This window comes from Acidobacteriota bacterium (genome assembly GCA_026707545.1).
Taxonomy (GTDB): Bacteria; Acidobacteriota; Thermoanaerobaculia; order Multivoradales; family Multivoraceae; genus Multivorans.
Genome location: JAPOWR010000001.1, coordinates 925,350 through 948,784, shown reverse-complemented (window position 1 = coordinate 948,784; position 23,435 = coordinate 925,350). Strand labels below are relative to the sequence as shown.

General features: G+C 68.1%; 20 protein-coding genes. 14 read left to right on the top strand and 6 right to left on the bottom strand.

The annotated features are described in order from the left end of the window. Window positions 1–56: 56 nt before the first annotated feature. The 8 genes from OXG83_03730 to OXG83_03695 are packed head-to-tail and all read left to right on the top strand — an operon-like array spanning window position 57 to window position 8,014. Window positions 57–1,724 (top strand): arylsulfatase, encoded by a 1,668-nt coding sequence (locus OXG83_03730; GenBank protein ID MCY3964128.1) that lies wholly within the window; start codon window positions 57–59, stop codon window positions 1,722–1,724. A 37-nt stretch (window positions 1,725–1,761) separates the two neighbouring features. Then, window positions 1,762–1,986, top strand: coding sequence for a hypothetical protein (locus tag OXG83_03725; GenBank protein ID MCY3964127.1), 225 nt, complete (start codon window positions 1,762–1,764; stop codon window positions 1,984–1,986). A 27-nt stretch (window positions 1,987–2,013) separates the two neighbouring features. Next, entirely contained in the window at window positions 2,014–2,388 is a 375-nt protein-coding gene (locus OXG83_03720) for a redoxin domain-containing protein (GenBank protein ID MCY3964126.1), read from the top strand. 43 nt (window positions 2,389–2,431) lie between these two features. Beyond that, entirely contained in the window at window positions 2,432–3,727 is a 1,296-nt protein-coding gene (locus OXG83_03715; GenBank protein MCY3964125.1) for a serine hydroxymethyltransferase, read from the top strand. Between the two features lie 17 nt (window positions 3,728–3,744). Then, window positions 3,745–4,602, top strand: a complete 858-nt coding sequence (locus OXG83_03710; GenBank protein ID MCY3964124.1) for a crotonase/enoyl-CoA hydratase family protein — start codon at window positions 3,745–3,747, stop codon at window positions 4,600–4,602. Next, window positions 4,581–5,927 carry an MFS transporter gene (locus OXG83_03705; protein MCY3964123.1) on the top strand — a complete coding sequence of 449 codons (1,347 nt, stop codon included), beginning with the start codon at window positions 4,581–4,583 and terminating at the stop codon, window positions 5,925–5,927. Before OXG83_03710 ends, OXG83_03705 begins: the two co-directional genes overlap by 22 nt. Before the next feature lie 48 nt (window positions 5,928–5,975). Continuing rightward, complete coding sequence (locus tag OXG83_03700) at window positions 5,976–6,563, top strand: hypothetical protein (GenBank protein ID MCY3964122.1); 588 nt, start codon at window positions 5,976–5,978, stop codon at window positions 6,561–6,563. Between the two features lie 23 nt (window positions 6,564–6,586). Continuing rightward, entirely contained in the window at window positions 6,587–8,014 is a 1,428-nt protein-coding gene (locus OXG83_03695) for an SPFH domain-containing protein (protein MCY3964121.1), read from the top strand. Between the two features lie 43 nt (window positions 8,015–8,057). Here the strand turns inward: OXG83_03695 and rpmB are convergent, their stop codons facing one another. Further along, window positions 8,058–8,297 (bottom strand): 50S ribosomal protein L28, encoded by a 240-nt coding sequence (rpmB, locus tag OXG83_03690; protein ID MCY3964120.1) that lies wholly within the window; start codon window positions 8,295–8,297, stop codon window positions 8,058–8,060. A gap of 164 nt (window positions 8,298–8,461) precedes the next feature. Between rpmB and OXG83_03685 the strand changes: the two genes are divergently transcribed. Genes OXG83_03685 through OXG83_03675 form a run of 3 tightly spaced genes read left to right on the top strand, consistent with a single transcriptional unit; the run spans window position 8,462 to window position 15,904 of the window. Then, the gene (locus OXG83_03685; protein MCY3964119.1) at window positions 8,462–10,321 is read left to right on the top strand and encodes a thiamine pyrophosphate-binding protein; all 1,860 of its coding nucleotides are present in this window, start codon (window positions 8,462–8,464) and stop codon (window positions 10,319–10,321) included. A 24-nt stretch (window positions 10,322–10,345) separates the two neighbouring features. Further along, window positions 10,346–12,580: a DUF5916 domain-containing protein gene (locus OXG83_03680; protein ID MCY3964118.1), complete on the top strand. Its 2,235-nt coding sequence runs from the start codon at window positions 10,346–10,348 to the stop codon at window positions 12,578–12,580. 45 nt (window positions 12,581–12,625) lie between these two features. Continuing rightward, window positions 12,626–15,904, top strand: a complete 3,279-nt coding sequence (locus tag OXG83_03675) for an amidohydrolase family protein (GenBank protein ID MCY3964117.1) — start codon at window positions 12,626–12,628, stop codon at window positions 15,902–15,904. Here the strand turns inward: OXG83_03675 and OXG83_03670 are convergent, their stop codons facing one another. The 5 genes from OXG83_03670 to OXG83_03650 form a co-directional block, all read right to left on the bottom strand. Further along, the gene (locus OXG83_03670; protein MCY3964116.1) at window positions 15,905–16,933 is read right to left on the bottom strand and encodes an isocitrate/isopropylmalate family dehydrogenase; all 1,029 of its coding nucleotides are present in this window, start codon (window positions 16,931–16,933) and stop codon (window positions 15,905–15,907) included. A 7-nt stretch (window positions 16,934–16,940) separates the two neighbouring features. Continuing rightward, the gene (locus tag OXG83_03665; GenBank protein MCY3964115.1) at window positions 16,941–17,459 is read right to left on the bottom strand and encodes a 3-isopropylmalate dehydratase small subunit; all 519 of its coding nucleotides are present in this window, start codon (window positions 17,457–17,459) and stop codon (window positions 16,941–16,943) included. Beyond that, window positions 17,456–18,811, bottom strand: a complete 1,356-nt coding sequence (locus tag OXG83_03660; GenBank protein ID MCY3964114.1) for an aconitase/3-isopropylmalate dehydratase large subunit family protein — start codon at window positions 18,809–18,811, stop codon at window positions 17,456–17,458. Before OXG83_03660 ends, OXG83_03665 begins: the two co-directional genes overlap by 4 nt. Next, on the bottom strand, window positions 18,808–19,968 hold the full coding sequence (lysS, locus tag OXG83_03655; protein ID MCY3964113.1) for a homocitrate synthase: 1,161 nt from the start codon (window positions 19,966–19,968) through the stop codon (window positions 18,808–18,810). Before lysS ends, OXG83_03660 begins: the two co-directional genes overlap by 4 nt. Before the next feature lie 243 nt (window positions 19,969–20,211). Continuing rightward, entirely contained in the window at window positions 20,212–21,051 is an 840-nt protein-coding gene (locus tag OXG83_03650; GenBank protein ID MCY3964112.1) for a TIGR03619 family F420-dependent LLM class oxidoreductase, read from the bottom strand. Between the two features lie 115 nt (window positions 21,052–21,166). Between OXG83_03650 and OXG83_03645 the strand changes: the two genes are divergently transcribed. The 3 genes from OXG83_03645 to OXG83_03635 all read left to right on the top strand — a co-directional run bounded on the left by OXG83_03645 (window position 21,167) and on the right by OXG83_03635 (window position 23,431). Further along, a complete protein-coding gene (locus OXG83_03645) occupies window positions 21,167–21,661 on the top strand; it encodes a thioesterase family protein (protein MCY3964111.1) in 495 nt (164 codons plus the stop codon). 200 nt (window positions 21,662–21,861) lie between these two features. Beyond that, a complete protein-coding gene (locus OXG83_03640; protein ID MCY3964110.1) occupies window positions 21,862–22,785 on the top strand; it encodes an alpha/beta hydrolase in 924 nt (307 codons plus the stop codon). A 46-nt stretch (window positions 22,786–22,831) separates the two neighbouring features. Next, the gene (locus OXG83_03635; GenBank protein ID MCY3964109.1) at window positions 22,832–23,431 is read left to right on the top strand and encodes a CoA pyrophosphatase; all 600 of its coding nucleotides are present in this window, start codon (window positions 22,832–22,834) and stop codon (window positions 23,429–23,431) included. Window positions 23,432–23,435: the final 4 nt, after the last annotated feature.

Here is a 23,435-nt window from a genome sequence, read left to right as displayed (position 1 = left end):
GCAAGAAACCGGCCTGTGAGTCCCTTGGCTCTCGCGTATCGGCCGCCCTCCTTACCTTGGTAGCGGTTGTCCTCTTCGCGCTTCCTGGCTGCGGTGGCGAGGAGACCCCGCCCCGGCCCGACATCGTCCTGATCATGGCCGACGACATGGGCTTCTCCGACCTCGGCAGCTACGGTGGCGAGATCGAAACACCCAACCTCGACCGCCTGGCTGCGAACGGTTTGCGGTTCAGCCACTTCTACAACACGGCCCGCTGCTGCCCGACCAGGGCGTCCCTCCTGACCGGCCTCTACGCGCACCAGGCCGGCGTCGGCCACATGATGGGCGACGACGACCTTCCGGGCTACCGCGGAGACCTTGCCGCAAACGCGGTGACGATCGCCGAAGCGCTGGGCGAAGCCGGCTACGGCACCTACATGTCCGGCAAGTGGCACGTCACCCGCCACGTCGGCCACTGGAGCGGCAACGACGAGCTGACCTCGACGCACAACTGGCCCCTGCAGCGCGGTTTCGACCGCTTCTACGGCACGATCCACGGCGCCGGCAGCTTCTACGACCCGATTTCGTTGACCGAGGGCAACACGCCGGTCGAGCTGGAACCGCCCGACGAATCCGACGCGCCGTACTACTACACCGACGCGATCTCGGAGTACGCGGCGCGTTTCGTGCGCGACCATGCGGCCGGCGATCGGAGCGGCGATCCACTGTTTCTCTATGTCGCACACACGGCGCCGCACTGGCCTCTCCATGCACTGCCGGGAGACATCGACCGATACCGGGGTCGCTACGCGGCGGGTTGGGACGCGATCCGGGAAGACCGCCAGGAACGGCTGATCGAACTGGGTCTCATCGACGAAGACTGGCTGCTCGCCGAGCGCGATCAGCGAGTACCCGCCTGGGACGATGTCCCCGAGGAAGAACGCCCCTGGTTCGAGCGGGCGATGGAGGTTTACGCCGCCCAGATCGACCGCATGGATCAGGGGATCGGGGCGCTGGTGGCGGCACTCGAGGAGACCGGCCGGCTCGACAACACGCTGATCCTGTTCCTGGCGGACAACGGCGGTTGCGCAGAGGTCCTGACGGATCGGTGGACCGGCCTCGCGATCCCGCGTCAAGCCCTCGACGGCAGCCCGGTGGCGGTCGGTAACGACACCACGGTACTGCCGGGCCCCGAATCGAGCTACCAGAGTTACGGCCCGCACTGGGCGCACGTCAGCAACACGCCCTTTCGCCTCTACAAGCACTGGGTCCACGAAGGCGGCATCGCCTCGCCGCTGATCGTTCACTGGCCGGACCGCATCACGGAAGGCGGCGGCATCGTCGGCGAAACGGCCCATGTCGTGGACCTGATGGCGACCGCGCTCGAGGCCGCGGGTGCACCCCACCCGGGCAGTCGAGCCGGTCGCGACTCGATTCCGGTCGAGGGGACGAGCCTGCTGCCGGCCTTCCAGGACCAGCCGCTCGAGCGCGAGGCCGTGTTCTGGGAACACGAGGGCAACCGCGCCGTACGGTCCGGCAAGTGGAAACTGGTCTCCCGCCACCCCGGGGAATGGGAACTCTACGACCTGGTGGCCGACCGGACGGAGGTTGACGATCTCGCCGCCGACGAACCGGAGAAAGTCGCCCATTTCGCCGCGTTGTGGGAGGCGTGGGCCGCCCGTACGGGCGTCGTGCCCTGGGCGGAACTGATCGAGCGCCGGCGAGCCGCGCGGCAGGCCAGATAGGCCATCCCGCACCTGCCCCCGTGATACCCTGCGCGCCATGAAAACCGCGACCATCCTCGCCGGCGCGGCCCTTGTCTGCGCCACCGCCTCTTCTGCCCCGGCTGCCGAAGTTCCGGCATCCGCGGAGGACGTTCGGCCGCTTCTGGTCGGCAGCGCCGTCCCCGAAGTCGAACTCCCCGCCACCGACGGCGGTGTCGTTGATCTGGCCGCCGCGGCCAGGGCCAAACCCACGATCCTGATCTTCTACCGCGGCGGCTGGTGACCGTACTGCAACACGCAACTGGGTCAGTTGCAGGAGATAGAGCAGGATCTGATCAACCTCGGCTATCAGTTGTTCGCGGTTTCACCGGACATCGTCGCGCAACTGCACGCCACCGTCGACAAGAACGAGCTGAAGTACCGGCTCCTCTCGGATCGGGGCATGGCGGCCTCGCAGGCGTTCGGCATCGCCTTTCGCAACGAGGAGATGGTGCGGACCTACCGGGAGGACTACCAGCTCGACCTCGAAGAGTACGCCGGGGACGATCACCACATGCTGCCCGTGCCCGCCGTCTTCGTGCTCGACACGGACGGGCGGATCGCCTTCCACTACGTGAACCCGGACTTCAGGGTCCGTCTCCCGGAGACGGTTCTGCTCGAGGCCGCGAAGGCGGCGCTCAAGTAGCCAGCGCTACCGGCGGCCGAGTTCGCCGGCGGCCGACCGAGTAGTGGATTCGAACCGACAGGCGCTGGCGCGCAACGATCCCGCGGTGTGGGCGGCGATCGCCGGCGAGGAGGAGCGCGAGCGGCGCGGCGTCGAGCTGATCCCTTCGGAGAACTACACCTACCCCGAGGTCTTCGCGGCCAACGGCTCGGTGCTGACGAACAAGTACGCCGAGGGCTACCCCGGCCGCCGCTACTACGGCGGCCAGGAGTTCACGGACGCGGTCGAACGGATCGCGATCGAACGGGCCTGCAAGCTGTTCCGGGCAGAACACGCGAACGTCCAGGCGCTCTCGGGCTCGCCGATGAACCAGGCGGTCTACTTCGCCTTCCTCGATCCCGGCGACACCGTGCTGGCGATGGATCTGTCGCACGGCGGCCACCTGACGCACGGCGCCCCGGTATCCCACATGGGCCGGGTCTTCAACTTCATCCGCTACAAGACCGATCCGGACAACGCCGGCGCCATCGACTTCGACGCCCTGCTCGCCCAGGCACGCGAGCACCGGCCGAAGATGATCCTCTGCGGCTACTCCTCCTACCCCCGCGACTACGACTACCGGGAGTTCAAGCAGGTCGCCGACGACGTCGGCGCACTGACGATGGCCGACGTTTCCCACATCGGCGGGCTGATCGCCGGCAACGCGATGGCCAACCCGCTCGACCACGGCTTCGACGTGATGACGACGACCGGCCACAAGACCCTGCGCGGTCCCCGCAGCGGCCTGATTCTCAGCCGCGCCGAGCATCGCCGGAAGATCGACAAGGCGGTGTTCCCGGGACTCCAGGGCGGACCGCACATGAACGCCGTGGCCGCCCTCGCGATCACCCTGGGCAAGGCGCTGGAGCCGGAATTCGCGGTCTACGCCCGGCAGGTGCTGACCAACGCGAAGGTTCTGGCGGAGGAACTGATGGGCCGGGGCGCCGAACTGGTCACGGGCGGCACGGAGAACCACATGATGGTTCTCGACACCCGGAAGAGCTTCGACATCGACGGCCGCGTCGCGGAGGAGACGCTCGACAAGGTGTCGATCACCGTGAACAAGCAGTTGATTCCCGACGATCCGCGGCCGCCGCTGCGACCCAGCGGTATCCGCCTCGGCAGCCCCGCGGCGACCACGCGCGGCATGGAAGAAGCGGAGATGAAGCTGCTCGCCGAGTGGATCACGGACGCACTGCGGCGCCACGGCGACGACGAACGCCTGGACGCGATGCGCCAGGACATCGAGCGATTCTGTCTGCGTTTCCCGGTACCAGGCGTGGCGGTGGACGCGGGCGGAACGATCACGCACAGGCTGTAAGACCGACGAGGAACCAGATGCCCACGGAACCGACGTACGAGGCGATCCGCTACGACGTAGATGACGGCGTCCTGACGATGACGCTGAACCGGCCGGAGCGCCTGAACGCGTTCAACGGCCAGATGATGCGGGAGATCATGGAGGCGCTGAACCGCGCGGACGGCGATGATTCCGTGCGCGCCGTCATCGTCACCGGCGAAGGGCGCGGCTTCTGCGCCGGCGCCGACCTCTCGTCCGGCGGCGACACGTTTTCGCACCCCGAAGCCGACGGAGACACCTACCGCGACGGCGGCGGCATCCTGTCGCTTGCGATCTACAACGTCCGCAAGCCGATCATCGCGGCGATCAACGGACCCGCGGTCGGCGTCGGCATCACGATGACCCTGCCGATGGACATCCGCCTGGCCTCGACCGAGGCGCGGATGGGCTTCGTCTTCGTCCGCCGCGGCATGGTTCCCGAAGCCTGCAGCAGCTACTTCCTTCCGCGCCTGGTCGGCATGGGACGGGCCACCGAATGGGCGCTCACCGGTCGCGTCTTTCCAGCGGAGGAGGCGTTCGAGGCCGGACTGGTGAACCGCGTCCTGCCGCCCGACGAACTGCTGCCGGCGGCACGCGAGCTGGCAGGGGAGATCGCCGCGAACACCTCGCCGGTGTCGGTCACGATCACCCGGCACATGCTGTGGAAGGGTCTCGACGCCGAGTCGCCGATGGCCGCGCACCGGGTGGAATCGAAGGGCATCTACTGGCGCGGCAACAGCGACGACGCTCGGGAAGGCGTGACGTCGTTCCTTGAGAAGCGGCCGGCCGACTTTCCGATGAAGGTCAGTTCCGACCTGCCGCCGTACTTTCCCTGGTGGGAGGACGAGCGGTTCTGAAGAGCCAGAACAGCGGATCGGCGCCTACCCCGCGCCGCGGGGCGGTGGCGTCCTGGTGTCTCTACGACTGGGCCAATTCCGCCTTCACCACTCTGGTGGTGACCTTCGTCTACGCCACTTACTTCTCCCAGACCTTCGCCGAGGCCGCGGATCGGGGCACCGCCCTGTGGTCGCGCGGGATCACGATCAGCTCGCTGATCATCGCCCTGATCTCACCGGTACTCGGAGCGATGGCCGACCGTTCGGGCCTTCGCCGGCGCTTCCTGGTCGCCGCGACCCTGGTTTCGGTCGGCGCCACCAGCTGGCTTGCCTTCATCGTCCCGGGAAGCGGCAACGCCGTACTCTCGGCACTAACGCTGTTCGTGATCGCGAACGTCGGTTTCGAAGTCGGGATGGTGTTCTACAACTCCTTCCTCCCCCAGTTGTCGACGCCGCGAACGATCGGACGGATCTCCGGCTACGCGTGGGGCCTCGGTTACGCCGGAGGCCTGGTCTGCCTCGTGGTCGCGCTGCTCGGGCTGATCGGTCTCGGCGAGGGAGCGCCCTGGCTTCCGCTCAGCACCGAGGACGGCTTCAACGTCCGCGCCTCGAATCTGCTCGTAGGGCTCTGGTTCCTGCTCTTCAGCCTGCCGGCGCTCATCCTGCTGCGTGACGAGGCCGCACCGCGAGCGGGTGAGACTACCGGCAACGCGCTTGCGACCGTTCGCCACGCCTTCGAGGATCTCGGTCGCACCCTGACCCGGATCCGTGACTTCCCGGACATCGTCCGTTTCCTGATCGCCCGTCTGATCTACAACGACGGCCTGATCACCGTGTTCGCCTTCGGCGGCGTCTACGCCGCCGGAACGTTCGGCATGGACACGGCGGAGGTGATCGTCTTCGGCATCGCCCTCAATGTCGCGGCCGGGCTGGGCGCGTTCCTGTTCGGCCTGATGGACGACCGGGTCGGCGGCCGCGCCACCGTGCTGTGGAGCCTGGTCGGACTGTTCGTCTGCTCCCTTGTCGCGGTCGCTGCGCCGAACAGGACCTGGTTCTGGGGCGCGGCGCTGGTGCTGGGCCTGTTCATGGGTCCCAACCAATCAGCGAGCCGGTCGCTGATGGGCCGATTCGCACCGAAGCGCTACGAGTCCGAGTTCTTCGGTTTCTTCGCCTTCTCCGGCAAGGCGACGGCGTTTCTCGGACCCATGCTGCTCGGCCTCATAACGGCCGGCTACGGACAGCGCGCCGGTATCGCCGTCGTCCTGGTGTTCTTCCTGGTCGGTGGTCTGCTGCTGCTGCGAGTCGATGAGGCGCGCGGGATCGAACGGGCGGCGCGCAGCGCGTAGCAGCGTCAACAATGGACCCCGGATCGACGTAGAACAGAGGGAGGAGCGATGGAGGCAGTCAGTAACTGGTGGGGTTCCCTGGAGGGCGCGTACCGCGTCTTCTACGCGCTCGGCATCGTCTCCGCCCTGGCCCTGCTGATTCAGGTCATTCTCACGGTCTTCGGGATCGACGACCTGATCGACGCCGTCGACGGCGAAGGGACGTCGCTGCTCTCGATGCGCACCGTCAGCGGTTTCTTGGCCGGCTTCGGCTGGACCGGCGTCGTGATGATGCGAGCCGGCTACTCCACTCTGGCCGCCTCGCTCGGCGGCACCACGGTCGGTCTCCTGTTCGCCGGCATCCTGTTCCTGATCATCCGTGTGATGATGGGCCTGCGCCACAGCGGCACGATCGACTACAAGAACGCGGTCGGCGTGGCCGGCAAGGTCTACGCGCCGGTCGGAGGCAGTCTCAAGAAGCCCGGCCAGGTCGAAGTCCTGGTCCAGGGCCGGCTGCGGACGGTCGCCGCGATGACGCGGCACGACCAGGATCTGCCCACCCTGACCCGCATCCGCGTGGTCGACACTCTCGATTCGAACACCCTGCTCGTCGCTCCCCTCGACGCGGAAGCGGGCGAACCACAAGACACGAAGTAGCCAGTACCCGGGAGAACCAAACCGTGGATCTGATCATCCTCATCCTGTCCGCCCTGGCGGCGGTCCTCATCCTCATCTTCTCGCTCTCGAGCCGTTACCGGCGCTGCCCGTCGGACCGCATCCTCGTCGTCTACGGCAAGATCGGCGGCACCGGCTCGGCGAAGTGCTACCACGGCGGCGCGGCATTCATCATCCCGATCCTGCAGGCGCACCAGTTCCTCGATCTCGAACCGATGACGATGGACATCAACCTGACCGGCGCGCTCTCGAAGCAGAACATCCGCGTCAACTGCCCCTCGACGTTCACGGTCGGCATTTCGACGGAGGCCGGCGTGATGGAGAACGCGGCCGAACGCCTGCTGGGCATGCAGATGGAGCGTGTGTCGGCGCTCGCCCGGGACATCATCTTCGGTCAGATGCGGGTCGTCCTGGCGACAATGCCGATCGAAGAGATCAACGCCGACCGCGACAAGCTGATCGAGAACATCTCGAACGGCGTCGAGGTCGAGCTGAAGAAGGTCGGCCTGCGGCTGATCAACGTGAACATCCAGGACATCACGGACGAGTCCGGCTACATCGACGCGCTCGGCAAGGAGGCCGCGGCGCGGGCGATCAACGAGGCGAAGGTCAAGGTCGCCGAACAGGAACGCGACGGCGAGGTCGGCGCCGCGGCGGCCGAGCGCGACCGGCGCATCCAGGTCGCCGAGGCGAGGGCAACGGCCCAGGAGGGCGAGAACGAATCCGCAGTGCGGGTGGCGCAGTCCGACTCCCAGCGGAGAAAGGAAGAGGCCGAGGCGGAGCGCGACGCATCCGCCGCCGAGAAGGTCAAGGCCGCCCAGGCGCTGCAGGAAGCCTACGCCGCCCAGGAGGAGTCCGAGGTCGCGCGCGCCAGCCGCGAGCAGGCCACCCAGCGCGCGGATGTCGTCGTCCCCGCCGAGATCAAGAAGGAGGAGATCGCCACCCTGGCCGAGGCCGAGGCCGAACGCAACCGCCGCCTGAAGCGGGGCGAAGCCGACGGCATCCGGTCGCTGACCGAGGCCGACGCCGACCGCATCCAGCGGCTCAAGGAAGCCGAGGCGGCCGGCATCGAGGCGGTGCTCAAGAAGAAGGCCGAGGGCTTCGACCAGATCGTCGAAGCGATCGGCGGCGCCGACAACGCAGCGTTGCTGCTGGCCACCGAGCAACTTCCGAAGCTGGTCGAGGAGCAGGTCAAGGCGATCGCCGGTCTCCAGATCGACAACGTGACCGTATGGGACTCCGGCCGCGGCGAAAACGGCAAGACCGCCACGGCGGACTTCGTCTCCGGCCTGGTCGGTTCACTGCCGCCGCTGCACGAACTGACGAAGAACGTCGGCATCAAGCTGCCGGAGTACTTGGGCAGCAGCGAGGGCGGCGAAACGGACTCACCCGAGCCGTCTCCTGCGGAACCGCAAGCCGATCCCGAGCCCTGAGCCGGCGCGTACCGCCGGCTCGGTCTTGCTGTGTGCCTGGAACCTAGGTGACGTCGCGCACGGTCAGACCGCGGCTCTTCAGGTAGGGCAACAGGCCCTTCCTGTCGATCGTCCGCAGCGCCCGGGTCGACACCTTCAGCTTCAGCGTCCGCTTCAACTCGGGCACGTACAGCCGCTTCGTCTGGATGTTCGGACGCTGCCACTTGTTCGTGACGTTGTGCGCGTGGGAGATGTTATGGCCGCTCAGCGGCTTCTTGCCGGTGATCCGGCAGACTCTGGGCATTTCAGGACTCCATCTACTCGACACCCGGCTGCGGGCGTCGGGGCGGTCTCGTTCGGCCGGCGATCATAGCAGCCTTGGCGACGGGTTCGCCGGCAACGGGAACCTCCGATGCGGCTGCTACGCTGGCGCAACGACATCCTGCTGAAGGCAAGGGAGGACCCACAGTGAACGAACTGGTCTACCGCTTTCTCCGCAACGATCTCTCCCGCCGCGGGTTCATCCAGGCGCTGACCGCGCTCGGGCTGACCGGCACGATCGCCGAGTCGACCGCCAACGCGGCGGCAGCGGCGACGAACGCCGATCCCGAATCGGGCAGCCACACCGCCAGCGGCACGGGCGGCGAACTGATGGTCGAGCAGATGGAGGCCGCCGGCGTCCGCTTCCTGTTCACGAACCCCGGGTCCTTCGAAGTCGGCCTGTTCGACGCCTTCCTCGACCGGCCGAAGATGCAGCTCATCATGGGGCTCCACGAGGGGATCGTCATCTCGATGGCCGATGGCTACCACAAGGCCTCGGGCGAGCCGGCCTTCGTCAACGTCCACGTCATCGCGGGCACGGCTCAGTCCGCCGGCCAGCTCTACAACTCGAGCCGCGACGGCTCCGCCCTGATCGTCACCGCCGGCCTGCTCGACAACGAGATGCAGGACGACAACCTGCTGCTGGCGGCGCGTCCGGGCTTCGACCAGAAGGACGTGAACCGGCAGTTCACGAAGATGTCGTGGGAGACCAGGGATCCGGAGTCCATTCCGGTCATGCTCCGGCGCGCCTTCAAGGTCGCGACCACGGCGCCCGGAGGCCCGACCTACCTGGCCCTGGCCAACCACGCCCTGGAAGCCAAGGGCGTCTCCGCCACGATCCACGATCGTCCTTCCTTCATCATTCCGGACGACATCCCGGCTCGCGACGAGGACGTCGAAGCGGTGGCCCGGACCCTGATCGAGGCCGAGTCACCCATCCTCCACGTCGGCGACGAGGTGCGCAAGGCCGGCGCCCAGCAGGCCGTGCTGGAGCTCGCGGAGATGCTCCGGGTGCCGGTGGCCGACGCGAACTGGCCCTACCACAACTTCCCGCGCATGCACCCGCTGTTCGCCGGCGGCTACAACAGCCGCGGCCGCGACTTCGTGCTGCGCATCGGCGTCGGCGACATCGGCGGCACCGCCGCCGCCGGGCCCGACGCCGAGGGCTCCCGGAGTGCCTGGATCGGCCTGAACACCGGCGCCATCGGCGGCGACCGTCCCTTCGGCCGCGCCGTCGTCGCGAACACGAAGCTGGCCGCGGAAGCACTCGTCGAGGCCGTCGAATCGCTCACCACCGGGGAACGCCGGAAGAAGATCCGCGACTCGAGACCCGAATCCGCCCGCCGCCAGCCGCAGCTCGACCCGGCCAACGTGGGCAAGAGCCCGATCCACGCCGACGAGCTGGGCCACGTGCTCGAGACCGAGCTCGATCCCAACGCGATCATCGTCAGCGAGAACCTGAGCGGCTCGAACCAGTTCTTCTCCACCGGCCATCGCGACGACGAGAAGACCTGGCTCGCCACCTCCGGCGCCGGCCTCGGCTGGGGCATCGGCGCCGCGACCGGCGCCAAGCTCGGCCAGCCGGACCGGCAGGTCGTCTGCAACATCGGCGACGGCTCGGTCATGTACAGCGCCGCCGGCTTCTGGAGCCAGGCCCGTTACGGCGTGCCGGTGCTGACCGTGGTCACGAACAACCGGAACTACCAGACGGTCCGCTTCGCCTACGCCCGCTACGACGGCAGGATGAAGGCAGCCAACCGGTACACCGGCATGCACCTCGGCGACCCCGACATCGACTTCGCCGGCCTCGCCCGGAGTCAGGGCGTCGACGGCGTCACCGTCGAGTCGGCCGCCGACCTGCGTCCCGCCATTCGACGCGGCATCGAAGTCACCCGCGCCGGCGAGCCATTCCTCGTCGACGTGGTCGTCGACCGCAAGGGCGACGGCGGTGACTCGACCTGGCACCAGGAGTTCAGCCTGGCCGACCAGCGGACGAAGGCGGTCTAGGGCCCCAGACAGGTCGCAGGCTACGTGTTCGACCCTGGCCGGCCACCGCCGCAGGCGGCCCTGCTTCTGCTCGCCCTGGGCCTCCTGCATTCCCCGGTGGCCGCACAGACGAGCACCAGCCCGCGGCCCACGATCGAGGCCCTCCGGATCGACACACCGATCCGCGTCGACGGCGTGCTCGACGAGGCCGCCTGGGACCAGGCGCCAGTCGGCTCCGACTTCACCGCCCGTGAGCCGGAAGACGACCGCCCGGCCACGCAGCAGACCGAGTTCTCCGTCGTCTACACGGAGGACATCCTCTACTTCGGAATCCGCGCCTTCGACTCACAGCCGGAGGCCATCGTCGCCAAGGAACTGCAGCGCGACTCGGACCATGGCCGCAACGACGACTCGCTGGCGATCGTGCTCGACACCTTCCACGACCAGCGCAACAGCTTCAGCTTCGAGGTCAACCCGCTCGGCGCCCGCACGGACTCCCTGGTCACCGACGAGGGCAAGGACCAGAACGTCGAGTGGAACGGGGTCTGGAACGCGACGGCCCGGCAAACGGCGGACGGCTGGCAGGCCGAGGTGGCGATCCCCTTCTCGACCCTCCGCTTCGATCCGACCCAAAGCGTGTGGGGGCTCAACGTCCGCAGGGTGGTCCGCCGAACCAACGAAGAGAGCAACTGGGCGCCGATCGGACGCGAGATCGGCCCGCGCGCCGTCAGCCGAATGTACGCGGCGCACTGGGTCTCGCTGGCCGGCGACCTCACCGGGATCTCGGGTGTCAAGCCGGGACGGCGCCTCGACGTCAAGCCCTTCGTCCTCGCCTCCGCCGCGGAAGAGCCGCGAAACGAGGCAAGTGGAACGATCGACGACATCGACGGCGGCATCGACCTGAAGTGGGGACTGACGAAGTCGCTGACCCTCGATCTCACCTACAACACCGACTTCGCTCAGGTGGAGGTGGACCAGCAGCAGGTCAACCTGACCCGCTTCTCCCTCTTCTTCCCCGAGAAGCGGGAGTTCTTCCTGGAGAACGCGGGCATCTTCGAGTTCGGTCCGCCGAGTCCCGGGGGAGGCAATCGGCCGCCCTTGATGAAGACCTTCTTCTCGAGGCGCATCGGCCTCGACCGCGGTGAGGAGGTGCCCATCGACGTCGGCGCCCGCCTGACCGGGCGGGCCGGGGACTGGAACCTGGGGCTGCTGACGGTGGGGACCGAGGCCGTCGCGGCCGGAACCAGGCCAGCAACGGCCGCCACCCAACACAGCGTCTTCCGCCTCAAGCGCAACCTCGGCGAACGTTCCAGTGTCGGGATGATCTACACCGAACTCGATCCGCGCGGCGGCGCGACGAACCAACTCTACGGCGTCGATCTCGACTACAAGCCGAACCGGCAGTCCCAGTTCTACCTGTTCGGCGCCGCCAGTGAGGATGAAGGTCGGAGCGGAGACACAGGCGCGCTCGGCACTGGCTGGGCCTACACGACGCGCACCGTGCGCGCCAACGTCGATCTGACGGAGGCCCAGCGCGACTTCAACCCTGGCTCCGGTTTCCTCCTGCGACGGGACTTCCGCCGCTACCACCCGACGGTGCGCTGGGAGCCACGGGTCAACCGCGGCGTCGTCCGCAGTTGGGTACTGGAGGCCGAACTGGACTACTTCGAGCGGGAGAGCGTGGGCCGGATCGAGAGCCGCAAGCTCCTCCTGGCGCCCATCGGCATGCGCACCACGGGCGACGACCGGTTTCGCCTGGCGTTCGTCAACGACGTCGAACAGCTCTTCGAGCCCTTCGAGATCCGCCCCGGGATCGTGATTCCAGCGGGCCTCTACAAGTTCGATTCAATCTTCCTGCGGGGCTTCTCCAACCAGGGCCGGCGTCTGGCATGGCGCGGCAACATCAACGTCGGCGAGTTCTTCAGCGGCGACCGTCGCAGCTACATGCTGTCCAGTTTCGTCCGCCTGTCGCGCCACCTGCTGACCGAGTTCCAGTGGAACTACAACGACGTCACGCTGCCCCAGGGCGACTTCACCGCCACGATCTACACAGTCCGCCTCGACGCCGCCTTCAGCCCGGACCTGCGCCTCAACACGCTCGCCCAGTACAACGAGGCGGCCCAACTGGCCGGCGTCAACGTGCGCTTCAACTGGATCTACAAGCCCGGCGCGAACCTCTTCGTCGTCTACAACCACAACTGGGCGGCGCCGACCTTCAGCGCGAGGGAGACGGCGCGGCGCGAGTTGATCGTCAAGTTCAACTACCTCTGGCAGCCGTAGCAGCCGCTCCGGTTTCTGTCGGCCTTCAGGTCGTAGACTCGCCGGATGACACGCCCATCCCTGCACTCCAGCCTTCGGTTCCCTCTCTCCACCGGCCTGCTCCTGGTCCTCGCCGCCGTCCCGGCCCCCGCCGACGACGAGAAGAAATGGGACGTCAACGACCCGCCCGGGGACGAGTACGAGTTCGAGCTCGATGTGACCGAGGGCACGTGGCTGAACCTCGACGTCTCACCCGACGGCGAGCGGATCGTCTTCGACCTGCTGGGCGACCTCTACATGCTGCCGATCGGCGGCGGCGACGCCGAAGCGCTGACGAACGGCATGGTGTGGGACATGATGCCGCGGTTCAGCCCGGACGGCTCCGAGATCGCCTTCATCAGCGACCGGAGCGGCGGCGACAACGTGTGGACGATTCCCGCGGACGGCGGCAAGCCGCGGCAGGTCAGCCGCGAAGACTTCCGGCTCGTCAACAACCCGGTCTGGAGCCCGGACGGGCGCTTCATCGCCGCCCGCAAGCACTTCGTCTCGACCCGTTCGCTGGGCAGCGGCGAGATCTGGCTCTACCACGCGAGCGGCGAGGGCTCCGGCCTGCAGTTGAACGAGAAGCCGAACGAGCAGAAGGACCTTGGCGAACCGGCCTTCTCACCGGACGGACGGTACGTCTACTTCAGCCAGGACACGACCCCGGGCAGCACGTTCCAGTACGGCAAGAACGCGGCCGAGGGCATCTACTCGATCCGCCGCATCGATCGGGAGACTGGCGACATCGAGACCGTGATCGCCGGCCCCGGCGGCGCGGTGCGGCCGACGCCCTCGCCCGACGGCAGGTACCTCGCCTTCGTCCGCCGCATCCGCTTCCAGAGCCACCTCTTCCTCCACGATCTGCGAAGCGGCGAGAACATCCCCATCTACGACGCGCTCGACCGGGACATGCAGGAGATCTGGGCCGTCCACGGTGTCTACTCGACGATGGCCTGGGCACCGGACAGCCGCTCGATCGTCTTCTGGGCACGGGGTGGCCTCCACCGGATCGAAATCGAAACGCGCGAAGTCGAGGCCATCCCGTTCCGCGTCCGGGCGATCCACCGGATGAAGCGGGCGCTCGCGTTCGACTTCGAAGCGGCGCCGGAGACGTTCCGGACGAAGATGCTGCGCTGGATCCAGGTTTCCCCCGGCGGCGACCAGATCGTGTTCCAGAGCCTGGGCCGGCTGTGGACACGCAGCCGGAGTCCCTCGACCGGCGAGATCGGCGAAGCGCGGCGACTGACCACCCAGGACGATCACTTCGAGTTCTACCCGTCCTGGTCGCGCGACGGAGAGTGGATCGTCTACACGAGCTGGCACGACGAGGACCTGGGCGCCGTCCGTATCGCACCCGCCTCAGGCGGCGAGGGCCGGAGGATCACGCCCGATCCGGGCTTCTACCTCGAACCGGCCTTCTCGCCGGACGGCGCCACGGTCGTCTACCGGAAGAGCCGCAGCGGCGGCATCCTGAGTCCGCTGTGGTCCAAGGATCCGGGCCTCTACCGGATCGATGCCGGCGGCGAGGGCGCGCCGGTGCGCTTCTCGCGATCCGGCTCCAACCCGCACTTCGGCGCCGACTCCGAGCGCGTGTACTTCACCGCACCCCAGCGATGGGACCGGCAGTTGCTCCGCAGCCTTCCGCTCTCAAGCCTCGGCGAGGCCGAGCCGCGCGATCATGCCGGCAGCAAGGTGGCCACCGAGATGCGAGTGTCGCCGGACGGCCGCTGGCTGGCCTTCGCCGAGCGCTTCGACGCCCACGTCGTGCCCTTCACCCCCGCCTCGAAGGCGATCGAGATCGGGCCGACGACGCCCGGCCTGCCGGTTCGCAACGTCTCGACCGACGACGGCGCCTACCTCCACTTCTCCGGCGACGGCTCGACGCTGTACTGGGCCCTGGGACCGGAGCTGTTCGAGCGGCGGCTCGAGGACGTCTTCGCACCGGAAGACGACGAGGACGCAAGCGGTGAAGGTGACGCGGCCGGCGAAGACGGCTACGAGCCGAAAGACCCCGCCGTTGGTCTCGACCTCGGTTTCGACGTGGACGCCTACCGCCCCGCCGACGTGATCGCGATCACCAACGCTCGCCTGATCACGATGGCCGGCGAGGACAACATGGAGATCATCCGCCGCGGCACGGTCGTCGTCGACGGCGATCGGATCGCGGCCGTCGGCCCGGCCCGGCAGGTCGACGTGCCGGCAGGCGCCACGGTCATCGACGCCGCCGGGCTGACCGTCATGCCCGGCCTGATCGACGTCCACTGGCACGGGCCGCAGGGCAGCCAGGAGGTCATCCCGCAGCAGAACTCCGAGCTCTACGCGACCCTCACCTTCGGCGTGACGACGGCCCACGACCCCTCGACCGACACGAGCACCTTCTTCGCCGCCAGCGAGATGCAACAGGCGGGCGAGATCGTCGGGCCGCGGCTCTTCGCCACCGGCACGATCCTCTACGGCGCCTTCGGTTCCTTCCGCGCGATCGTCGAGACTCCGGACGACGCGGTCCAGCACCTGCGCCGCCTGCAGAAGGTCGGCGCGATCAGCGTCAAGAGCTACAACCAGCCGCGGCGCGACCAGCGCCAGATGATCGTCGCCGCGGCGCAGGACCTCGGCATGCTGGTCGTCAACGAGGGCGGCGCCCTGTTCCAGCACAACATGACGATGGTCGCCGACGGCCACACCGGCATCGAGCACTCGCTCTCGGTGGGCGCGATCTACGACGACGTGATCCAGTTCTGGGGCAGCAGCCGGGTCGGCAACACGCCCACCCTGGGGGTGGCCTACGGCGGCATCCAGGGCGAGGACTACTGGTATGAGCACACGGACGTATGGGCCAACGAGCGGCTCCTGAACTACGTGCCCCAGGAGCAGATCGACGCCCGCGCCCGCAGACGCCAGAAGGCGCCGGATGGCGAGTACAACCACATCCTCACCGCCCGCGTCGTGAACGACCTGGACCAGGCCGGCGTACCGATCATGCTCGGCGCCCACGGCCAGCGCGAGGGTCTCGCCGCCCACTGGGAACTGTGGATGTTCGAGCAGGGCGGGATGAGCCCGCACCGGGCGCTGATCGCAGGGACGATCAACGGCGCCCGCTACCTCGGCATGGAAGCCGACCTCGGCTCGCTCGAAGCCGGCAAACTGGCAGACCTGATCGTCCTCGAACAGAACCCGCTCGAGAACCTGCGGAGTTCGGAGCTCGTCCGCTACGTCATGGTCGGCGGCCGCCTCTTCGATGCCCTGTCGATGAACGAGGTCGCCGGCGAGAAGGTGCAGCGCAAGCCGTTCTGGTTCCAGCGCTAGTCAGACCCGAGCCAGCAAGTCGACAACCACGTCCTCTGTCGTGGCGTCGCCGCCGCGGTCGGGGGTTCGAGGGCCGGCCGCCCGGTGCTCGGCCAGGACCTCCTCGACGCGCGCCGCGGCGTCGCCGAGACCGACTCCCTCAAGGAGCAGTGTCGCAGCGGCCACGGCGGCGATGGGATTCGCGGTTCCCTGCCCAGCGATATCGGGAGCGCTGCCGTGAACCGGCTCCGCGAAGCAGAAGTGCTCGCCGCAGTTGGCCGAGCCGACGACGCCGAGGCCGCCGACGACGGCGGCGCCGGCGTCGCTCAGGATGTCGCCGTAGAGATTCGGCGCGACGATCACGTCGTAGCGCTCCGGCTCCAGGATGAGCCGGTAGACCATCGAGTCGACGAGTTGCTCCTCGACCTCGATCTCCGGGAAGCCGGCCGCGACGTCGAGCGCGGTTTCGCGGAACAGGCCGTCGCTGACGCGGAGGACGTTCGCCTTGTGGACGATGGTGAGCCGGGCACCCCTTCCGCGCCGAGAGGTGCGCCACTGCGCCAGCTCACAGGCGAAACGGACGATCCGTTCCGTCGCCCGGCGGCTGATCACCCGCTCGGTGATGGCCACCTCGCCTTCCCTCTCCCAGCGTTCGCGGCCTGCGTACAGGCCTTCCGTGTTCTCACGCACGACGACGGCGTCGATGGCGCTGCTCTTGAGCGGCCGCACGTTCGCATAGAGGTCCAGGCGTCGTCGCAGCTCGACGATCGGGCTGCGGTACCCATCCACGGCCTGACTCGGCGAGGAGACGGCGCCGAACAGGGCGCCGGTGCAGTTCTGCAGAACTTCGACCGTGGCCCCGGGAAGGGCACTGCCCGTGCGCTCAAAGGTCCGCCAGCCCATCTCGGCCTCGACCCATTCGATCCGGTCACCACAGACTGCGTTGACGACCCGTACCGCGGCGTCCACCACCTCCGGGCCGATGCCGTCGCCGCCGATGCGGGCGAGGCGGACCGGCGCCGCCGCCGAATCGTCGCCGGTCGGGTTCACGGCACGCCTACTCCGCCGCCAGCCGGCGCTTCGTCTGTTCGATCAGGCCGCCGGCCGCGATCATGGACCGCACGGCCGGACTGAATGGCGAGAACTCGTAGACACTCTCGCCGCAACGAATCAGCGATCCTTCGAGATCGACCTCCACTTCGGCCCCTTCCTCCAGCGCGTCGACCGCCTCCGGGCAGACGATCGCGAGCAGGCCGTTGTTCAGCGCGTTGCGGTAGAAGATGCGCCCGAAGCTGCGCGCGATCACCGCGCCGACTCCGGCGTACCGCAGGCAGACGGCGGCCTGCTCGCGGCTCGACCCGCAGCCCCAGTTCCAGCCGGCGACGATCACGTCGCCGGGCCGCACGCGCTCGACGAACGTCGGATCGAGATCCTCCAGGGCATGGGGCGCAACCTCCTCGGGCCGGCTCTTCGTGTAGGTATAGCGGCCGGGAAAGATGACGTCCGTGTTCACGTGGTCGCCATACCGGAAGATCCGGCCTCGGAAAGGTCGAGCGACGTCGACCGGACCGTTCACCCGACCACCTCCCGAGGGTGGACTATTCGCCCGGCAATAGCGCTCGCCGCGACGACCGCCGGCGAGGCAACGTAGATCTCGGAACCCCGATCTCCCATCCGGCCCTGGAAGTTCCGGTTGGCGCTGGAGATGCAGACCTCGCCCGGGGCCAGCACACCGAGGTGATTCCCCATGCAGGGGCCGCAACCCGGCGTTCCGAAGACGGCGCCGGACGCGGCGAGGTCGGCCACCCAGCCACGAGAGAGGGCCTCGCTCCAGACCTCGCTCGATGCTGGCACGATGACCATCCGGGTGCCCGGCGCCGTACGCCGGCCGGCCATCACCCGATGGACCGCGCCGAGATCCTCCAGCCGGCCGTTCGTGCAGGTGCCGATGAACGCCTGGTCGACCCGCACCGATTCGAGTTCGCCGACCGCGACCGTGTCGTCGACCTGATGGGGGCGAGCGACCTGGGGCTGGACGGAAGAGAGGTCGAGGAGATGTTCGGCCGCGTACTCGGCGCCGGCATCCGGATAGAGAGAGCGCTCTCTCAGCCGGACAGCGACTTCGCCGGACGTCTCGCCGGGTTCCGCCCCGCGCCCCGGGCGACGCCCCGGTCGTGTCAGCAACCGTTCAGCCAGATACCGGAACACGTCCTCGTCCGGCGGCATGTACGCGTTCTTCGCCCCCATCTCGGCCATCATGTTGACCAGAGCCGCTCGGGAGTCGAGGCTCAGCCCGCTGATGGCCGGTCCCTCGAACTCGACGCCGCGGTAGAGCGCGCCGTCCGCGCCTAGGTCGCCGATCAGGGTCAGGGCCACGTCCTTGGTCGTCACCCACTCGCCGAGCGCGCCCTCGAGCCGGATCCGGATCGACTCCGGCACCCGAAGCCACAGTTCGCCGGTGGCCCAAAGCACCGCCATCTCGCTCCGGCCGACGCCGGCGCCGAAAGCGCCCAGCCAGCCGAAGTGCGGCGTGTGGGAGTCGGAACCGAGAGTCAGGTCTCCCGGCAGGACGATCGCCTCCTCGCTCAGCACCTGGTGGCAGATGCCCCGCCCGACCTCAAAGAAGTGGGCCACGCCCTGCTCGGCAACGAAGGCGCGGACCTCCACATGGTTCTGCGCGTGCCGCACGGTCGGCGCCGGTACCGCGTGGTCGAGCGTGACCGCCATCCGCTCCGGGATGGCGACCCGCTTCTGTCCGAACTGCCGCCAGATCTCGGCGATCGCCGCCGTGTTGTCGTGGCTCAAGGCGATGTCCGGCCGCGCGTCGACGATCTCTCCGACAGCGAGGGCCTCCTGACCGGAGGCCCTCGCCAGGGCCTTCTGCGCGAAGGTCCGGGCCATGTCGGCCGGCCGACCGACCTCGGTCACCCGGCAGCTCCCGCCACTGCAGGCAACAGCTCCGCCGTGTGGTAGTCGCGCAGCAGGGCGTCAACGTCCGACAGGCTGAGCGGCTTCTCATCGGCCAGCGCCTTGATGTGGGCCGTGATCTCCTTGATCTGCGCATCGCTCAGTTCAAGCCGCAACTGCTCGACGCGGGACTTGATCGCGTTCCAGCCAGTGAGGCGATGCGCGACGTGGACGTAGCGGTCGAGCCCGAAGTCCGCCGGATCCAGGATCTCGTAGCTCGACGGGTCGTTGAGGATCGCCTTGGCGTGGATGCCCGCCTTGTGGGTGAACGCCGTGTAGCCGGTGATGTAGTTGTTGAACGGCACGTCGACCTCGACCAGCGAAGCGACGTAGTTCTCGATCTCGCGGAGAAGCGTCAGGTCGTAGCGCGACCGAACGCCTTCGGGATCCTCGGCGTAGAGCCGCGCGACCAGGCCGCCGAGCGGCGTGATGCCGTTCCGCTCGCCGATGCCGAGCACGGACGTGTCGACATGGGTCGCGCCCGCCTCCAGCGCGCAGAACGCGTTGGCGACAGCGCAGCCGGTGTCGTTGTGACCGTGGAACTCGATGTCGCAGTCGACTTCCCGCCGCAGCCGCCGCACCAGATCGTAGACCTGCCTGGGACTCGCCACGCCCACCGTGTCGGCGACGCCGACCCGGTTCACGCCCACCGCGTTGACCGCGCGGTAGGCCCGGATCAGATCGTCGAGATCGCTGCGGAAGGAGTCCTCCGTGCTGAAGCGAACCTCGACATCGTGCGACCGGATGTACTCGACCACTTCGACCGCCGTTTCGATCACCTGCTCCATGCTCTTGCCGTGGGAGTACTCCCGCAGGTAGCGGGAAGTGCCGAACACGACGTCGATCCCGTCGACGCCGGTTTCGAGCGCCAGCCTCGCGTCGTCCAGATGGCAGCGGGTGTGGGTCAGTACCTTGGCGCGGAGCCCGAGGTTCGCCACCCGTTCGCAGTCGTCCTGGCTGCCACGGCTCGCGGCAGGCGAGGTCAACTCGAGGTACTCGACCCCGAACGCGTCCAGCAGGCGCGCGATCTCCACCTTCTGGTCGCTGTCGAAGAAGGCGTTGGCGAACTGCTCACCCTCGCGCAGGGTCGACTCGATGATGGCTGGGTGGGAAGGCATGGAGGGATCCTCCGGATACAAGAAAGCCGGCTCATCCTGAACTGGATGGCCGGCCGAGAAGTGTCGCTGCGGGTCTCTAGGCGATGGGCACCCAGTTCTGAAGTCGGGGCTTCGAGCCCCGCTTGTGCAGCGGCTTGACCAGAGACGGAGTGATCGTCGATTGAGTCATGGAAGCGCGGATTCTGCTCGCTGGGCGCCAGCGTGTCAAGGCGAACAGTGAAGCCGGGCGATACGCGACGGGCGTCAGAACAGCTCCTGCAGCTCCTCGAAGGCCTGTCTTGCCTTCGCGACGTGCGCGTCCGCGTCCCCGCCGAGACCGCCGCCCAGCGTACGGAGGCACAGATCGGTCAACCCCTTCGCCCGCCAGCCCCGGACACGGTCCTGCCACTCGTGCTCGCGCGGCCCAACGACCGCGACCCCCGCCTCGGTGCCGATGGCCGCCGGATCCCGGCCCGCGGCCCGCGCCGCGGCGTGAATGTCGGACGAGAGATCGTCGAAGTCCTCGGGCGAGCACAGAACAAACCAGCCGTCCGCCTGCCGGCCGATGCGGCGGCGGATGCGAGGCACCGGCAACCCGCGCGCGCCGATCCAGATCGGAATCGGGCGCGCTGGCAGCGGATCGATGCCCGTCCCCGACACGCTGTCCCAACGGCCCTCGAACTCGACCACGGGTTCCGTCCACAGCTTCCGCAGCAGCTCGATCTGCTCCTCGCAGCGAGCGCCGCGGGTGTGGAAGTCCTGACCCAGCGCACGGTACTCCGCCTCGCTGCCACCGACGCCGACGCCCAGGCGCACGCCGCCCCCCGAGAGTCGGTCGAGGCTCGCTAACTGCTTCGCGAGCAGCACGGTCTGCCGGGACGGGGTGACGATGACCGAAGGAACGAGTTCGATCTTCTTCACGACCGCCGCGACGTAGGACAGCATGACGAGGGGCTCGTGCAGGTGCCCGCTCTTCGGCCGCGCAATCAGGTCCGGAACCCGCAGGTGCGTGTAACCGAGCTCATCGGCCGCCTGCGCGAACGCCTTGACAGCCCCGAGGTCGTCCTTGAGTTCACGGACGGGTAGTGAGATGCCGACCCTCATCGTGGATCCTCCCTTGTGGTTCAGGCGGACGGCGCGCGATCGTAGCTGAACCGGGAAAGGCGCGCCGGTATGCTCCGGCACCGCCGAGCCCTCGCTCGAGGTTCTTCACACCGCCATGACCGACCCGCAACAGATCTGGACGGCCACCGTCCTGCCGGAGTGGATCGACCACAACGGCCACATGAACGCGGGCTACTACCTGGTCGCCTTCGACGACGCGACCGGCCCATGGACCGCGTTTCTGGGGATCGACCAGACCTACCGCAAGTCGAAGCGGCGCTCCACGTTCTCGATCGACAGCCACCTCACCTGGCTGAGGGAGCTGCCCGAGGGAGCGCCGATCGTCATCGAAGCGGAGCTGCTCGCCTTCGATGACAAGAAGTACCACACCTTCATGCGCATGCTCCACGCCGAAGAGCGCTACGTAGCCGCCACCCACGAGTTACTGAGCATCCACATCGACCTGGACACCCGGCGCAGCACGCTCTTCCCGCCCGAGATCCACGAACGCTTCGAGGAGGTTCTCAAGACGCAGCGCCGGATCGCCGGGCCCGAGGACGTCGGACGTGTGATCCGAACCAAGCCGTGGCCGCCAGTACCGACCTCCTGACCCTCAGCTACCATGGCGCCATGACCAAACACGACGACTCCAGCGACTCCGACACACCGATGACCCGCCGCACGCTGATCGCCAGCTCGGCCGCCGGCGCGGCCGCGCTTGCCGCGAACCCGGGCGCCGCCGCAGCGGCTGAACAAGACAGCCCGACCTGGCCTGAGCCGAACTACGTCCGCACCAACGGCGGCCTCAGAATGGCCGTCTACGAGGCCGGAGCCGAGGGTGTGCCGGTCGTCCTCAGCCACGGCTTCCCGGAACTCGCCTACTCCTGGCGCCACCAGTTGCCGGCGCTTGCCGCAGCCGGCTTACGCGTGCTGGCGCCTGACCAGCGCGGCTACGGCAACACCCAGCGGCCGCTCCAGATCGAGGCCTACAACATGGGCGAACTCTGTGCGGACCTGGTCGGGCTGCTCGATGCCCGCAGCATCGAGAAGGCCGTGTTCGTCGGCCACGACTGGGGCGGCGGCGTGGTCTGGGCCATGCCTAGGCTGCACTCGGACCGTGTGCTCGGCGTGGTCGGCGTGAACACGCCCACGGGTCCCCAGCCGCCACAACCGCCGATCGAGATCCTTCGCCGCGTACGTGGCGAAAACAACTACGTCGTTGCCTTCCAGGAGCCGTACAAGGCGGAAGAGGTGCTCGAGGCGGACACCGAAAAGTCATTCCGCACCTTTATGCGGCGCGGCACGTGGAACGCCGAGGAGTTCAACAAGCTCCCCGCCGACGCCCCGGAACGGAAGTTCCAGTTACTGGAGAACATCAAGCACGGCTCCACCGACGACCTGCGGGGTGAACTGCTTCTCACCGACGAGGAACTAGCCCACTTCGTGACCACCTACGAGCGCACCGGCTTCACCGGCGGCGTCAACTGGTACCGGAACATCGACCGCAACTGGGAACTGATGAAGGACATCGATCAGAAGATCGACCAGCCCTGCCTCTACATCGGCGCGGAGAACGACGTCGTCCTGCCGCCCTCCTCCGCCGACGGCATCGAGGCGCTGGTGCCGAACATCGCCAAGCACACGATCAAGGACTGCGGCCACTGGACCCAGCAGGAGAAGCCCGAGGAGTTCAACCGGGTGCTGATCGACTGGCTGAAGGCGACGTTCGCGTAGCCGGCTTCCGGCCGACGACGGCACGGCCGCCTCGCCTCGACCCGCCATGGACATCGCCGAGATTCGTCGACGGCTGACGGCCCACGAACCGCGCATCCTCCCGCCGGCCGCGTTCGAGGCCAGCGTGGCGATGGTGCTCCGCCCGTCGGCCTACGGCGCGGAAGCCCTGTTCATCGAGCGGTCGAAGAAGCCACGGGACCCGTGGTCGGGCCAGATGGCGTTTCCCGGCGGGCGCCTCGACGACGACGACCGGGATCTGCGGCACACGGCCGAACGGGAGACCCAGGAAGAGGTCGGCCTGTCGCTCGACGGCGCCCGCCTGGTCGGTCGGCTTGACGATCAGACCGGCCAGCGGGCCGGCCAGGGGCGGCAGCTACGAATCGCGGCCTTCGTCTATGAACTCGCGGCCGGGACCGGCAACGACCTGATCCTGAACTACGAGGTCGCCGAGGCCCTCTGGGTGCCCTTGACCTGGTTCGAGGATCCCGCCCGGGTCATCGACTACCGCCATCCGCCCTATCCCGAGGTCAGCTTCCCCGGCGTCATCGTCGGCGACCCGGAACGGCACATCGTCTGGGGTCTGACCTTCCGGTTCCTGGCCGCCTTCTTCGAGATCCTCGACCGGCGATTCCCTGCTGGCGCCTAGGGCC

Coding starts and splice junctions, on each gene's coding strand:
- OXG83_03725 (MCY3964127.1), top strand. CDS start 1,762: ATGAAAACCGCGACCATCCTCGCCGGCGCGGCCCTTGTCTGCGCCACC.
- OXG83_03710 (MCY3964124.1), top strand. CDS start 3,745: ATGCCCACGGAACCGACGTACGAGGCGATCCGCTACGACGTAGATGAC.
- OXG83_03700 (MCY3964122.1), top strand. CDS start 5,976: ATGGAGGCAGTCAGTAACTGGTGGGGTTCCCTGGAGGGCGCGTACCGC.
- rpmB (MCY3964120.1), bottom strand. CDS start 8,297: ATGCCCAGAGTCTGCCGGATCACCGGCAAGAAGCCGCTGAGCGGCCAT.
- OXG83_03675 (MCY3964117.1), top strand. CDS start 12,626: ATGACACGCCCATCCCTGCACTCCAGCCTTCGGTTCCCTCTCTCCACC.
- lysS (MCY3964113.1), bottom strand. CDS start 19,968: ATGCCTTCCCACCCAGCCATCATCGAGTCGACCCTGCGCGAGGGTGAG.
- OXG83_03650 (MCY3964112.1), bottom strand. CDS start 21,051: ATGAGGGTCGGCATCTCACTACCCGTCCGTGAACTCAAGGACGACCTC.
- OXG83_03645 (MCY3964111.1), top strand. CDS start 21,167: ATGACCGACCCGCAACAGATCTGGACGGCCACCGTCCTGCCGGAGTGG.
- OXG83_03640 (MCY3964110.1), top strand. CDS start 21,862: ATGGCCGTCTACGAGGCCGGAGCCGAGGGTGTGCCGGTCGTCCTCAGC.
- OXG83_03635 (MCY3964109.1), top strand. CDS start 22,832: ATGGACATCGCCGAGATTCGTCGACGGCTGACGGCCCACGAACCGCGC.